Origin of the sequence: Methylobacterium sp. R2-1, assembly GCF_014191355.1 — a bacterium.
Lineage (GTDB): Bacteria > Pseudomonadota > Alphaproteobacteria > Rhizobiales > Beijerinckiaceae > Methylobacterium.
Genome location: NZ_JACHWM010000001.1, coordinates 325,132 through 339,768, shown reverse-complemented (window position 1 = coordinate 339,768; position 14,637 = coordinate 325,132). Strand labels below are relative to the sequence as shown.

9 protein-coding genes are annotated in these 14,637 nt (G+C 66.9%); 3 read left to right on the top strand and 6 right to left on the bottom strand.

The features are described from left to right. Nucleotide 1: 1 nt before the first annotated feature. The 5 genes from FHU13_RS01775 to FHU13_RS01755 form a co-directional block, all read right to left on the bottom strand. Nucleotides 2-3,376 carry a maltotransferase domain-containing protein gene (locus FHU13_RS01775; RefSeq protein ID WP_183434136.1) on the bottom strand — a complete coding sequence of 1,125 codons (3,375 nt, stop codon included), beginning with the start codon at nt 3,374-3,376 and terminating at the stop codon, nt 2-4. 139 nt (nt 3,377-3,515) lie between these two features. Further along, on the bottom strand, nt 3,516-8,456 hold the full coding sequence (locus FHU13_RS01770) for a malto-oligosyltrehalose synthase (RefSeq protein ID WP_183434135.1): 4,941 nt from the start codon (nt 8,454-8,456) through the stop codon (nt 3,516-3,518). Continuing rightward, nucleotides 8,453-10,258, bottom strand: a complete 1,806-nt coding sequence (gene treZ / locus FHU13_RS01765) for a malto-oligosyltrehalose trehalohydrolase (protein WP_183434134.1) — start codon at nt 10,256-10,258, stop codon at nt 8,453-8,455. The genes FHU13_RS01770 and treZ overlap by 4 nt, the downstream gene beginning before the upstream one ends. Before the next feature lie 255 nt (nt 10,259-10,513). Next, nucleotides 10,514-10,993 (bottom strand): DUF2852 domain-containing protein, encoded by a 480-nt coding sequence (locus FHU13_RS01760; RefSeq protein WP_183434133.1) that lies wholly within the window; start codon nt 10,991-10,993, stop codon nt 10,514-10,516. Nucleotides 10,994-11,068: 75 nt separating this feature from the next. Continuing rightward, the gene (locus FHU13_RS01755) at nt 11,069-11,695 is read right to left on the bottom strand and encodes a TetR/AcrR family transcriptional regulator (RefSeq protein ID WP_183434132.1); all 627 of its coding nucleotides are present in this window, start codon (nt 11,693-11,695) and stop codon (nt 11,069-11,071) included. Between the two features lie 217 nt (nt 11,696-11,912). On the opposite strand from FHU13_RS01755, the gene zigA reads away from it, so the two are divergent. The 3 genes from zigA (at nt 11,913) to speG (ending at nt 14,064) form a co-directional block, all read left to right on the top strand. Continuing rightward, nucleotides 11,913-13,133 carry a zinc metallochaperone GTPase ZigA gene (gene zigA, locus FHU13_RS01750; RefSeq protein ID WP_183434131.1) on the top strand — a complete coding sequence of 407 codons (1,221 nt, stop codon included), beginning with the start codon at nt 11,913-11,915 and terminating at the stop codon, nt 13,131-13,133. 5 nt (nt 13,134-13,138) lie between these two features. Further along, entirely contained in the window at nt 13,139-13,432 is a 294-nt protein-coding gene (locus FHU13_RS01745; RefSeq protein ID WP_183434130.1) for a hypothetical protein, read from the top strand. An 83-nt stretch (nt 13,433-13,515) separates the two neighbouring features. Beyond that, nucleotides 13,516-14,064 (top strand): spermidine N1-acetyltransferase, encoded by a 549-nt coding sequence (speG, locus tag FHU13_RS01740; protein WP_003598947.1) that lies wholly within the window; start codon nt 13,516-13,518, stop codon nt 14,062-14,064. A 67-nt stretch (nt 14,065-14,131) separates the two neighbouring features. Here the strand turns inward: speG and FHU13_RS01735 are convergent, their stop codons facing one another. Continuing rightward, nucleotides 14,132-14,545: a hypothetical protein gene (locus tag FHU13_RS01735; RefSeq protein WP_183434129.1), complete on the bottom strand. Its 414-nt coding sequence runs from the start codon at nt 14,543-14,545 to the stop codon at nt 14,132-14,134. Between the last annotated feature and the right edge of the window lie 92 nt (nt 14,546-14,637).

Genomic DNA, 14,637 nt, shown 5'->3' with positions numbered 1-14,637 from the left:
GTCAGGCGCGTCGGGGCCGAATTCGCCAGACGATCGCCGAGCGGTCGGCCGGGTCGAGGGCGATCCGGTGGTTCTTGCCGTACAGCTCGAATTTGTAGCCGAGCAGCAGATCCTCGACCTCGACCGCCGCATCGTCGCGCAAGCCAAGCAGATGGAGCGGCACCTCGTAGGTGCATTCCTGACGGTTCTTGGGGTCGAGATTGACCATCACGAACACGCAATTGTCGCGCTCCGGCGTCACCTTCGCGTAGGCGATGATGTTGTCGTTCCAGGCACCCGTGAAGTGGATGTTCCGGAAGTCCCACAGGGCAGGGTTGTCGCGCCGGATCTGATTCAGTTTGATGATGTGGTCGCGGATGTTGCCGGGACGGTGATAGTCCCACGCCTTCAGCTCGTACTTTTCTGAATCGAGATACTCTTCCTTGCCCGGATAGGGCGCGGCCTCGCAGAGCTCGAAGCCGTTATAGATGCCGTAGATCGAGGACAGCGTCGCCGCGAGCGTTGCGCGCACGATGAAACCGGGCCGACCGCTGGTCTGGAGATAGTACGGATTGATATCGGGCGTGTTGGCGAAGAAGTTCGGCCGGTAATATTCGCCCATCTCGCCGGCGAGTTCGAGGGCGTACTCGGTCAGCTCCTGCTTCGTGTTGCGCCACGTGAAGTAGGTGTAGCTCTGCTGGTAACCGGCCTTGGCGAGCTTCTTCATCATCTTCGGCCGGGTGAAGGCCTCGGCGAGGAAGATCGCGTCAGGGTACTGATCGTTCACCTCGCGCAGCATCCACTCCCAGAACGGAATCGGCTTGGTGTGCGGGTTGTCGACCCGGAAGATGCGGGCGCCGTGGGCGCACCAGCCGAGGACGATGTCGCGCAGCTCGATCCAGAGCGAGGGCAGCGCCCCGCCGTAGAAGTGGACGTTGGAAATGTCCTCATACTTCTTCGGCGGATTCTCGGCGAATTTCAGCGTGCCGTCCGGGCGCCACTCGAACCATTCGGGATGCTTCTTGATCCAGGGATGGTCGGGCGAGCACTGGATCGCGAAGTCGATGGCGACCTCCATGCCATGCGCGTGTGAGGCCGCGACGAGCTGGCGGAAATCCTCAAGCGTGCCGAGCTCGGGATGCACGGCCTCGTGGCCGCCCTCCTCCGAGCCCACCGCGTAGACCGAGCCGACATCGCCGGGCTGCGCCTTCAGGGTGTTGTTCTTGCCCTTGCGGTTGGTCTTCCCGATCGGATGGATCGGCGTGAAGTAGAGCACGTCGAAGCCGAGTTCGCGGATCTCGGGCAGGCGCCGGATCACGTCCTTGAAGGTGCCGTGGCGGTTCGGATCGCCGGATTGCGAGCGCGGGAAGATCTCGTACCAAGCCGAGAACCGTGCCGCGAGCCGGTCGGCGATGACGGGGATGTTCACGGGATAGCGCGAGAGGTTCACCCGCTCGGCGTTGCGCCGGATCAGTGCCGTCGATTCCGGTGCCAGAATCTTTTCGAGGATCACGGGCGAGCCTTCCGGCTCGGCGGCGAGCGAGCGGATCAGCGCGTCGAGCCGCTGCTTGTCGGCGCCGCTCGCCAGATCCTCGGCGATCTGGATCAGCTCGACGCCCTCGATCGTCTCCAGCCGCACGTCCACGCCGGCATCGCGCTTCTTCAGGGTGTCGCGGACCCAGGAGGAGAAGCCGTCACGCCACGCCTCGATCGTGAATTCGTAGCGGGCATTGCGCTCCAGCGGGAAGTGACCGGCCCAGCGGTCGTTGTTCACGAACACCATTGGGTCGCGCCGCCACGTCTCCTCGCCGACCACGCGGGAGAGGATCGCCGCGTTGATGATCTCGTGGCCGTCGGAGAAGATGTCGGCCTCGACGCGCACCTGCTCGCCGACGACGCGCTTCACCGCTGAGCGCCCGCCATCGATCTCCGGCGTCACCGCCTCGATGACGACGCGGCCCTTGCCCTCCGGGATCGTCGCGGGCGGCGGGGCTGCGACCTTGGCGCGCTCGGCCACGAAAATGCGCAACTCGCCCGGCAGCAAATCGATGCTGGCACCCGGGTGGAAGGCGATCGGCTCGGCCTCGGGCGTGCGATCGACGAAGGTGCCGAGCTGGCCGCCGGTCCGCTCGATGAGGCGGCCGGCATCGACGGGCGCCGGCGTCTCGCCCGGATTGAACAGCACGAGCGTCGCCGAATGCGCCGAGGCAGGGTGGCCGGTGTCGGTGCGGAACAGGGCGGTGAAGGGCGCGTCCGGCGCCGAGAGCCGCATCTGCGCGCCCTCGACATTGGCGGCCGGGATCTCGGCTTTGAGCGCGTTGATTGCCGTCACGTAGCCCGAGATGTCGATGCCGGTGTCGTGCTCGCGCGAGCCGGGCGTCGTCTCGACCACGTGCAGCGCGCGGCGATAGCCCCACTCGTAGCCGATCGGCATCAGCACCCCGGCCGAGAAGAAGGCCGCAAGCGCGTAGCGCGTCTTCAGCCGGCGGGCGACCGCCTCCGCCCCGCCGGGAATGTCGGCGGCGAGCCGGCTCATGTCATGGTTCTCGGGGAAGGCGATGGAGGGCGCGACCACCCGCAGCCGCTCGTACTGCTCCAGGGCCCAGGGCGCCTTGAGATTCCACCACGCGAAGGAGTTGAACAGGTAGTCGAAGCCGGCGCCGGCCGTCGCCTGCGCCTCCTCGAAGGTGCAGCCGAGCGTTTCCGCCGCGAACAGCGTCTCGGGCTCGCGCTGCTTGGCCGCCTGGATCAGCGCGCGCCAGACATCCGGCGGCACCTTGTAGGCTGCATCACACCGGAAGCCGCGCACGCCGAGGCGTTGGAGCCTGCCGATGTAGCCGTCGAAGATGCGGATCAACTCGCCCCGCGCATGGTCGGAATGGTAATCGAGTTCGATCAGGTCACCCCAGACCGTGCGCTTGGACGGGTCATCCGGATCGATCGCCGCCGGGCTGACCGGCTTGCCCTCGGCGTCGCGCACGAACAGGTCCGGCCGCTCGTGGAACAGACGGGCATTGTCGGCGGTGTGGTTGATGACGAGGTCGCTCATCACCGAGACGCCGTGCGACTCGGCCGCCCGGCAGAACCGGGTGATCTGCTCATCGTCGGGCGTACCGTCCGGGTCGCGGAAGCGCTCGTCGAGCGCGTCGAGATCGGCCACGGCGTAGAGGCTGCGCGAGCCGCCGGTCTGGTGGAACGGATTGAGATAGACCCAGTCGAAGCCGAGGCCTGCAATGCGCGGCAGTTCCGCCGTCCAGGCCGAGACCGTGCCGACGAGGAGCGGAAACAGGTTGTAGATGCGCGGGCCCTCGGCGCGGGGTGCGAAGGCAGCGGGCAGGGCCACCGTCTCCGCCCCAGTCCGGGTCGCGGGCGCCATCGCGGTGTTCGGTGCGTTCATCGATCGCCTCCGTCTTGTCGCTTCACGCCTTCGCGCGTTCTGATGGTTCAAAGGCCGCAGAGTGGCTGTCCGGAAACGCCCGCGGCCCCGGTTCGGTCACAGCGTCAGGGCCGATGACCGGAAGAGTCTTGCGCCGCTCTCAAGCGGCGCGTCGCAGCACCACATAGGGCAGTGTTGCGAAGAGTTGACCGAGATCGAGCCGGCCATTCTCGGCGCCGACCTCGCTGCCGCCGATCACATCCACCCACCGGCTGCCGTCCGGCACCGGCAGGACCGTTCCGACGAACGCCTCGCCCGACCAACCTGATTCGGGCGTCAGCCGTGCGACGAGGCGGGGTACCGCCACCAGCAAATCATCCGCGCCGGAGGTCGCCGCCGAGCGGGTGAAGGCGATGATGTGATCGGCGCGTTTGCCGTCCGCAGCGAGCGGCCGGTAATCGGCATCGGCGTAGAAAGCTGGGCGCGCCGCCCGGTCGGCGAGCAGACGCGCCAACGTCGCCTGTTTCACGCGACCGTCAGGCCACGCGCCGATCAGATCGGCCGGCGCGCCGCCGGCCTCCAGGGCCCGCGCCCGCTCCTCGTAGTCGACCGGCCTGCGGTTGTCGGGATCGACGAACGAGAAGTCCCAGAACTCGGTGCCCTGGTAGGTATCGGGAATGCCCGGCAGGGTACATTTGAGCACCGTGCGGCCGAGCCCGGCGATCATGCCGAGGAAGGCGAGCCGCCGCACCAGGGGCCGCAGCCGGTTGAGGCAGTCCGAACCGGGAACGACGAGAGCAGCGAAGAGCGCGTGGACAGCACCCTCGTAGCCTTCGTCGACATTCACCCAACTCGACCGGCGCTTGCCCTCTCGCAGCGCCTTCTCGGCATAGGCATCGAGGCGCTTGCGGAAATCCTCGATCGCGCCCGCGTCGTCACGCTCCAGAAGCTCCAGCGGCCACGCGCCGAGGATCGCTTGGAGGAACATCCACTGATCGTTGGCGTCCGGGGCGGGCTCCCCTTCGACGGGCTTGATGTGCGGCTCCGACGCGCGGCGCCACGTATCCCAGGCGCGAGCCCACTCCTCCGGCAGTTCGGAGAGGGCGAGCTGACGCGAGCGGGCATCCTCGCCGCGCTTGGTGTCGTGGGTAGCCGTGGTGATCATCGCGTTCGGCCAGTCGCGGGCACGCGCTGCCTGGAGCGCGTGGAAATGCTCCGCGTCGATGCCGTACTCGCCGGGATCGCCGCCGACCTCGTTGAGGGCGAGAAGTTCCACGAAACGGTAGAACAGCGTGTCTTCCAGGCTCTTGGCCATCACCGGGCCAGTGAGCTGCTGGAAGCGGCGGCGGAAGCGCAGGACGACCTGCTGGTCCGGATGACCGGCACCACCGACATCGATGCGGCCGAGCAGGGCGTCGGCCGCGAAATCGTGCACCGAGCGATCCGGCAAGGCACTCCAGCGTTTGGCCTTGCGCACGGCCCCCTCGATCAACCGGACGTCCTCGGCCTCGATCTCGGTCTCATCGAGATCGCCCGGCAGGTAGGAACGGTAGACGGGAAAGCGCGCCACGATCTCGATGAGCGCCCGGCGGATCGCGTTGGTGGAGAAGTCGCGAGTGCGTCGGTCTGAATCGGCGATCTGCTTGAGGTCGCCGGTCATCACTTCGAGTTCGGAGGCGAAGCTGATCTCGAGGATCTCCGCCTTGGCCGCCCGGAACTGGAAGCCGTAAGGCTCATCCATATCGGTGGCCCACCGATAGAATTTTTCGATGCGCGGCTTCAGTGCCTGGTCGACCAGAATGCCGTCGAGCTGGTTCAGGACGTCGTAGCCGGTGGTGCCGGCGACCGGCCAGTCGCGCAGCTTCTCGCCCGGCTCAAGGATCTTCTCGACCACGATGTAGAAGCCCGGCCCGACGGCAGCCTGAAGCGCGCGGGCATAGCCGAGCGGATCGGCCAAACCGTCGATATGGTCGATGCGCAGACCGTCGATCCGCCCCTCGCCGATCAGGCGGAACAGCAGGTCGTGCGACCGAACGAACACATCCGACAGCTCGACGCGCAAGCCCGCAAGCGAGTTCACGTCGAAGAAGCGGCGGTAGTTGATGTCGCTCGACGCGATGCGCCAATGGGCGAGCCGATAGGATTGCTGTTCGAGCAGCCGGTGCAGCGGGCCGAAGCTATCAGGATAGTCGCGGTTTCCGTTGAGGAGATGCAGCGCCCGGTAGATCGAGGCGGCGATCTGCGGCGAGGCGCGCACGGCGCCGGCGAGTTGGCGCTTCAGCTCCTCGGCGGCCTCCGGCATGGCCCGACGGCGCTCGAAGTTGGTCTCCTCACCCATGGCACGCAGGCGTTCGGTGATCGAGAGCACCTCCGCGGACATGTCGTCGCCGATCTCGCCGAGCGCCGCGAGGGCCCGATTGAGGATCGTCGGATATTGCAGCGGGCAGATCGGGAATTGGTGCTCGTAGTGCCAGACGCTGAAGGCGCCAGCCGCTTCATCGAACTTCAGCTCCAGGGTGCCCTTCTCCAGCGCTTCGCCGTAGCGCTCGCCGAGGAAGGGGATGACGAGCTTGCCGTTGGCGCCTAGCCGCTCCCAATCGATGTCGAAGGCGTTGGCTGCGGGCGAGAGGCCGCCCCATTCGAGTACCGAGATCCACCAGGGATTGTCGGCGCCGCCGACACCCATGTGGTTGGGCACGATATCGAGCAGGAGCTTCAGTCCGTGCGCGCGGAGTGCGTCGGTGAAGCTGCGGAAGCCCTCCTCGCCACCGATCTCCGGGTTGATCTGCGAGTGATCGACGATGTCGTAGCCATGGGTGGAGCCTGGCCGCGCCCGCTGAAGCGGCGAGGCATAGACGTGGCTGATGCCGAGCTTGGCGAGGTAAGGGACGATTGTCTCCGCGTCCGCGAAGGTGAAGCCCTCGTGGAACTGCAGGCGGTAGGTCGCCCGCGGCGGGGCCGAGGCGAGGCGCGCGGCGCCCGAGCGCGGCCCGCGCTCCTCCGCCGAAAGGGCGGCGGCAAGCTTGGCGAGCGGACCGCCCGGCGCGGCGATGGCCTCCAGATTCCGATCGAGCTTGCGCCGCCAGTTCGGATAGCCCTCGGTCGAGCCCGGCACATTGGCTTGGCTGAGTTCGCCGACCACATCCTCGTACTGAACGGCGGTCAGGATCGAGGGCGCGCGGGCGAGGTAGCGGGCAGCGGCCTCGAACGGCGCGTGTTCCGGCGGCTCGGAACTCGGCAGGAGTTGCTGGGAGGCCAGCGCCTCCGACAGGCGCCAGCGCTCAGCGACGCGCTCCGTGCGCTCGGTCTCGGCCCGATCGGCATCGTAGAGACCGAGCGATTGCCGGGTGTCCGTATCGACGCCGCGCCACCAGCCGACGAAAGTGGGCAGATCGTGGGTGGTGATCGCGGTGAGCGCGTCCTTCGGATAGGCCTCGGGCGCTTTGAAGGCGCCGCCCTGTTCCCGCTCGAAGGCGAGAATGCGGTAGCTCAGGATGCCCGATTGCATCAGCGCGTCGGAAAACCCTTCTGGCGCGGTACCGAGATCCTCGGCGATGACGAGGCATTTGGAACGATGGCTCTCCAGCCGCAGCACCGCCAGCATCGGCTCGAACGGCATCGCCACGTAGGCGCCCTCACGGGCGGAACGCCCGAGCGGGATCAGGAACAGGCGAGCGAGCTGAAACGCATGGTCGATGCGGATCGCACCGGCATGGCGCATGTTCGCCTTCACCAACGCGCGGAACGCCTTGAGGCCGTCGCGCTCCATCTCCAGCGGATCGAAGGCCGGCAGGCCCCAATCCTGGCCCTTGGGCGCGAGCAGGTCCGGCGGGGCGCCGATGGAAACGCCGTTGGCGAAGCGCTCCGGGTGAGACCAGATCTCGGATCCACCCCGGTCAGCCCCGACCGCGAGATCGCGATAGAGGCCGAGCCGCATGCCGGCCTTGAGCGCCATCTCGGACGAAGCCTTGAGCTGGCTGTCGGCGAGGTACTGCAGGAAGACGTGATACCCGATGCGGTCGGCATTCTCCTGGGCGAAGGCCCGGACGGCATCGGTGCCGGCGCAACGGTATTCTTCCGGCCAGTCGCCGAGCCAGTGTGCACCCGTCGCCCGGAAGTGCTCGGAAAGCGCGTCGAAGGTGGCGTGCGATGCGAGGTTCTCGCCACCTTCCTCGCGGAAGGCCGTGAAGCCGGCATCCTTGCCGGCCTTTGCATCCGAGCTCTCCCAGTAGGCTTCGAGGATGGGAGACAGCACCTCCCACACGCCGGCATGATCGACGAGGGACGTGTCGCGCAGCGTCTCGATGCGGGCGCGGTGACTCTCAAGTAGCTCGGCCGCGCGGCTGCCGGAAAAGCCCGGCAGCGCGCCCGGCTCGATGTAGAGGGTTTCGAGGAACAGCCGCGAGGATGGCGAATAGGGGGAGATCTTGGCCCGGTCGGTTGGAAAAAGGGCATGAGCTGGGCTCAAACCCAGGAAAGACGCACCGCGCAGCGCCGCGTCGCGGGCGGCGCGACCCGCATCCGCGTAGGTGCCGATGCCGAGATTGCTCGGCGAGCGCAGACCGTAGAGCTGGGCGGCGAGGCCCCAGTCGCGGGCTCCATCCTCGGCGTAGGCGCGCGGTCGCCAGCAGCGCTGCGGTGCAGCGACGATCCAGGCCTGCGCCCGGCGGTCGCCGACAGTCACCGTGAGTTGGTGGTAGCCCGGGGTCAGCGGCGTCAGATCGAACCCCGCGCCGTCCTCCGAGGCGGTGAGTGTGGCGCGTCCCTCGCGGGAGCGGTCGTGCTCATCGACGAGCCGCCATGCGACGGCCCCCGAGGTCACCCCCATCCGCACGGGCACGCGTAGGCCGCGCCGCGCCTCGGCGGCCAGCAGAGAAGGAACCACGTTGGCCCGCACGGCCTCGACAGCGGCGAGGCTGCAGCGCACGGCATCGTCGTCGCCGGCGGAAAAGCCGAGAGCGTCGAGCATGCCGCGGCGAACTTCGAGCGGCGTATCGACCCGCTGACCGAAGGCATCGGTGAAACCGTCGGCGATGCCGACGAGGTCGGCGAGGCGTTCAAGGGCACTCACGTCCGAAACACTCACGTCCGAACTACTCACTTGGCGCCCCCAATCAGGAACACGCCGGTCCAGGACGGAAGCTGCATGGCCTGTTGCGAAGCTCCGTTCGACCAGATCACCTGACCGCCATCGGCGTTCGCCGCGAACTCGTCATCGCCGACATTGGCGACGAAGCGCAGCCAGCCGTTCTCGTAGCGCCACGTGCAGTCCACCACGCCCGGCGCCGGGATTTCGGCCTTGGCACCGAGGAAGCGGCTCTTGGTGAGCGGCACGACGTTCTGCCGGCGGATCTGGAGAAGGTTGCGGGTGTCGGCCCAGACGGCGCGGTGCGGCTCGGTCTCGGCCTCGTCCCAATCGATCTTCGAATCCTCGAAAGTCTTGGCCTCGGTCGGATCGGGGATGACGGAGGTGTCGTCGGCAAACGCCGCGAAGCTCTTGAACTCGCGGCGGCGTCCTTCGCGTACGGCCTTGTTCAGCTCGTCGTCCGGCGCGAAATCGACGAAGAACAGGAACGGCGCCGAGGCCGACCATTCCTCTCCCATCCACAGCATCGGGATCTGCGGCGCGAGCAGCAGCCCGGCGCGGGCGAGTGCCAATTTCTTCGGATCGGCGAGATGGCTCAGTCGCTCGCCGAGCGCGCGATTGCCGACCTGATCGTGGTTCTGGAGGAAGGTGACGAAGGCCGAGGGCGGCAGGTGGCCCGAGGGCTCGCCGCGGGGATGATTGTCGAGGGTCGGGAACGGCTCGCCCTGGTAGGCGAAACCCTCCGCGAGGCAGCGGGCCAGATGCTCGACCGGCCTATCGGCGAAGCTCGCGTAGTAGCCGGCCTCCTCACCGGTCAGCAGCACGTGCCAGCAATGGTGCAAATCGTCCGCCCATTGCGCGCTATGAAGGATCGGCTGGCCCTTATCGTCGCGCTCCAGCCAGCGGGCCTGATTGGCCTCATTCTCCAGGATCAGGTGGACATGGCGATCCGGGAATGTCGTGCGGATCGTCTCGCCAAGTTCGGCAAGGAAGTGTTTTTCGGAATCATCGAGTATCGCGTGCACCGCGTCGAAGCGGATGCCGTCGAAATGGTATTCCTTCAGCCAGTAGAGCGCGTTCTCGATAAAGTAGTCGCGTACGACCGGTCCCGATTCCGTGCCGTCGAAATTGATGCCCGCGCCCCACGGAGTTTGGTGACGCTCGGTGAAGAAGGTCTTCGCGTAGGAATGCAGGTAGTTCCCGGCCGGGCCGAAGTGATTGTAGACGCAATCGATCAGCACCATCAAGCCCTTGGCGTGGGCGGTGTCGATCAGGCGTTTGAGGTCGTCCGGGCGGCCATAGGCTGAATCCGGAGCGTAGGGCAGCACACCGTCGTAGCCCCAGTTGCGCGAGCCCTTGAAGTCGGCGAGCGGCAGCAGCTCGATCGCCGTCACCCCGAGATCGACCAGATCGTCGAGCCGTTTTTCCAGGCCCGCATAAGTGCCCTCTGGCGTCGCGGTTCCGACATGCAGCTCGTAGACGATAGCCTCTTCCCAGGGCCGCCCCGTCCAGTCGCCGTCCGACCACGCATAGGCGTTCGGGTCGATCACTTCGGACGGCGCCGACACGTCGTCGGGCTGGAAGCGGGAGGCCGGGTCCGGCACCACGTGATCGCCGTCGATGCGGAAACCGTAGCGCGCACCGGCCTTGACGTCGGGAAGCGTGGTCCGGCGCCAGCCCTCGCCGACATCGGGAATCGGGTGGTCGGCCCCATCCACGACGAGGGTCACGTCCTTGGCAGTGGGCGCCCACAGGGCAAACCGCACACCGTCCTCGGCAAACTCGCTGCCGAACCGCATCGCATGGGCGCGCCGCATCAGGCCACCGGTCTCCACTGGAATAAGAATCGCTCGTCGCTCAGGGTGGGCGGCCGCTTCTGTGTCTCACAAGGCGCCCGGCGCCCGCTTGTTCCCGGAGGCGGCAGTTAAGGCGTCAGCGGCGCGCGGCAACCGCTTGGTGTGACGGAATCGCTGCACTGCACACCTAACACCCGGACGATACGCGAAGGGCTCCTCACCGGTACCGGTGAGGAGCCCTTCCTGAGATCTAGGTTTTCGTTGGGAGTGCGTGGATCAGGCCTCGATGGTCGGGCCACCACCTTCCGAGCGGCGCTTGGCCATGAAGGCATCGAACTGCTCGCGGTCCTTGGCCCGCTTCAGCTCCTCGACGAACTCGGCGAAAGCCTGACTCTCTTCCTGAAGGGCGCGGCGGCGTGCCTCCAGGCGCTCCAGTTCGGCCCGGCGATACTCTTCGAAGGCCCAGTTGCCGGAGGCGGCGCCGGTGCCGGAATATCCCTTGGCCGCCTCGAAAGCGCGGGCGAAGCGCGACCGGCCATCGCCGCCGGCGAAGCTGAAGCTACCGCTGTTGGCGAACTCCTTCATCTGGCCGAGCGCAGGATAGCCCGCGATCTTCCAGGCGACGTAGGCGACGGCCACCGGCCACCAATAAACGAAAGCGACGACGATCGCGCCGATTTCAAGCGAACGCTTGGGAAAAGGGCCGCTCCGGCGAGACGTGCCGCAGGACCAGGGAGAGGTGGAGGACGTGTTCACGGCTGAGGGCTCCGGGGTGTGAATGTGAACAACATTCACATGCGGGGCCGCCTCGGCTGTTTCAAGGGCTGAGGTTCACGGCTTTTCCCGTGGCCGTCCGCCGGCTCCGTGAACGAGCGCCAGAACGCCCGCTCGCAGCAATTCGTACTTGTCGGGGCCGGGCTTCGGCAATTGGCCGGCCGCCGAGAGCGTGGCGATGCCGTGCGAAAGGGCCCAGACCTCCAGCGCGAGGAAGCGCGGATCGACGCCGTCGAAGCCGTCGGGAAAGGTCGAGCGCAGCGCCTCGACCAGCAGGTCGAAAGGATTTGGCCGGCCGGAGGCCGGAGCGGGCACTGCCTGACCACGCACCTCGAAGATCGCCGCGTAATAACCGGGCTCCTCCTCGGCGAAGGCGAGATAAGCCTCCCCCATACGGGTGAAGCGCTCCAACGGCGTGCCGCGTCCTGTCAGCGCCCGCGCCAACCGGTCGGCGAGATCAGCGAATCCGCGGCCCGCGACCTCCTCCAGCAACGCCTCCCGACCGCGGAAATGGCGGTAGAGCGCCGCAGGCGTGACGCCAACCAGCCGGGCCGCATCGACCAGGGTGAAGCCGCCGATGCCGCGCTCGGCGATGAAGCGGCGTGCGGCCTCGATCAAGGCCTCCTTGAGGTTGCCGTGATGGTAGCTGCGCCGGTCTCCCGGTCCCTCGCGCCAGGGTCGCACCCGTCACTCCTCCCCGATACCCGATCGCGTGCTTGTAACCGATGGAGAATCACATCGGTCACGCGCCGCGAGCGCCGTTCGATCAGCCTGAACCTGCCTCGGCCTTTTCCTTCGAGTCGGTCAACGAGTCGACCGTCTTTTCCGCCGCCGAGGCTTGACCTCGCCGCAAAAATGAAACGTTATATAGTAACATATTCAGTGCAAGCCTCTGGACACCATGCCTCACGCCGACGCCCGCCTCCCCGTCACCGTGCTGTCCGGCTTCCTCGGCGCGGGTAAGACGACGCTGCTCAACCATGTCCTCAACAACCGTGAGGGCCGGCGCGTCGCGGTGATCGTCAACGATATGAGCGAGGTGAACATCGACGCCGCTCTCATCCGCGATGGCGGCGCGGGTCTATCGCGCACGGACGAGCGGCTGGTCGAGATGACCAACGGCTGCATCTGCTGCACTCTGCGCGACGACCTGCTCGCCGAGGTCCGCCGCCTCGCTGCCGAGCGACGCTTCGACTACCTGCTGATCGAAGGCACCGGCATCGCCGAGCCGCTTCCGGTGGCGAGCACCTTTTCCTTCCGCGACGAGGCTGGCGCGGCGCTCAGCGACGTCGCCCGGCTCGACACGATGGTGACCGTGGTCGATGCGATGAACCTCCTGAAGGATTACGGCTCGAACGATTTCCTGCGCCAGCGCGGTGAGACGGCGGGCGCAAAGGACACCCGCACCCTGGTCGATCTCCTGGTGGAGCAGATCGAATTCGCCGACGTCGTGGTGATCAACAAGGCCCGTGACGTATCCGCGGAAACACTCGACCTCGTCCGCTCGGTGGTGCGCGGGCTGAACGCGGATGCGCGCATCATTGAAGCCTCGCACGGCCGGGTGCCGTCGGAGGCGATCTTCGATACCGGTCTGTTCGACGAGGAGAAGGCGCAGGAGCACCCGCTGTGGTTCAAAGAGCTCTACGGCGCGCACGAGCACGTGCCGGAGACCGAGGAATACGGCATCGGCTCCTTCGTCTACAGGGCGCGCCGGCCGTTCGACCCGCAGAAGTTCCAGGCCTTCGCCAACACGACATGGCCGGGCCTGATCCGGGCGAAGGGCCATTTCTGGCTCGCGACACGCCCCGAATGGGTCGGTGAATTCTCGCTGGCCGGTGCCGTCGCGCATATCGGGGCGATGGGGTTCTGGTGGGCGGCGGTGCCGCGCCAGCGCTGGCCGGAGGAAGAGGTGTTTCGCGAGCGCCTTCACACGGTCTGGAGCGAAGTCTGGGGCGACCGGCGCCAGGAACTCGTCTTCATCGGCCGCGGCATGGACCGCGGCGCCATTACCGCCGCGCTCGATGCCTGCCTCGTCGGCCCGGCCGGGGTCCGGCGCTTCGATCCGGACGCCTATCGCGACCTGCCCGATCCCTTCCCGGTCTGGCGCCGGGCGGCAGCCTGATCCCGATGGGGTTCATCAGCCTGAAGGATTGGCGTGCCCGCTCAGCCGGCTTGGCGGAGGCGGCGGCGCGGGCGAAGGCCGTGCTGCGACCGGCGCTGAAACTGAGTGACGCGGACGCACTTTCCGTCAACGAGATCGCCTGCACCGATCCAGGCTGTCCGGACGTCGAAACCGTCGTGCTGGTGATGCGGATCGACGAGCCGACCCGGGCCCTGCGCTTCCGCGGTCCGCTCGACGGTCTCGACGAGGCGGCTGCCCATGCCCTGGCGGAGGAGGAGATCCGGCTCCGCCTGGTTTGAAGCCGGCTTTCATCATTCCGTCTTGGTCGGTGTGGGAGTAGGCCCTGGGGCCAACCTCAATCAGCCCTGGCCCGAGTGCGGACATGAGCATCAAATTGCGACCGCTGGAGCGCGAAGACCTCCTCTTCGTGCATCAGCTCAACAACAACGACAGCATCATGCGCTACTGGTTCGAGGAGGCGTACGAGTCCTTCGCCGAGCTGGCGCAGCTCTACGAGCGCAACATCCACAACCAGACCGAGCGACGTTTCATCATTGCCACGGAGCGCGGTGAGCCGGCGGGCATGGTGGAGTTGGTGGAGATCAACCACCTGCATCGTCGCTGCGAGTTTCAGATCGCGATCCATCCCGACCATCAGGGGAAGGGCTACGCCAAGCGCGCGACCCGCATCGCCATCGATTATGCCTTCAAGGTGCTCAACATCCACAAGCTCTATCTGCACGTGGACAAGGACAACAAACGCGCGGCCGGCATCTACGAGAGCTGCGGCTTCCGTCCCGAAGGCATTTTAAGAGACGAGTTCTTCGTCAACGGCCGCTACCGCGACGCGGTGCGCATGTGCCTGTTCCAGCCTCACTACCTCGCCGAGCGGGGCGCGGGGGATGTGGCCGAGCCGGTGCTCAAGACCTGAACGGCTCACGCACACACGAAAACGGGCCCCGAAGGGCCCATTTCCATCCGCCGATGGGCGAGAGATCTTACCGGTACGGGTTGCCGTAGCGGGCGACGTAGGAGGTCGGATCGATCGCGTCGACGGCCGAGAAGTCGACGTTGCGGATCGCCGTCGAGCGCGCGCCGATGAACGGGCCGTTGGTGATCGGATCGGGCAGCACACCGCGACCGTAACGGTCGGTGGGGCCGTAGGGCGGCAGGAGCGCGTTCGAGGCGGCGATGAAGGCCGGGTTGGTGGCCGGGTTCGACACCGAGCCATTGCCTGGCTCGACCACGTTGCCGGCATCGAGCCAGGAGCGCGGGCGGATGCGGATCGGCAGCGGCTGGCTCACGCGCACGTAACCGGGATTGCCATACGGGCCCTGCGCCTCGGCAGTGGTTCCGAAGCCGATCGCGGTGAGGGTCATGGCGCCCAGCAGGGCAAGCTTGGAAAAGCGCATGGCGTACCTTGTGGAGTGAGAGCCTGTGGTACGGGCCGTTCGTTAAGAATCCCGCTTGTTGCAGAGTAGACGTTCTGGCGTGGCTGTTGTTC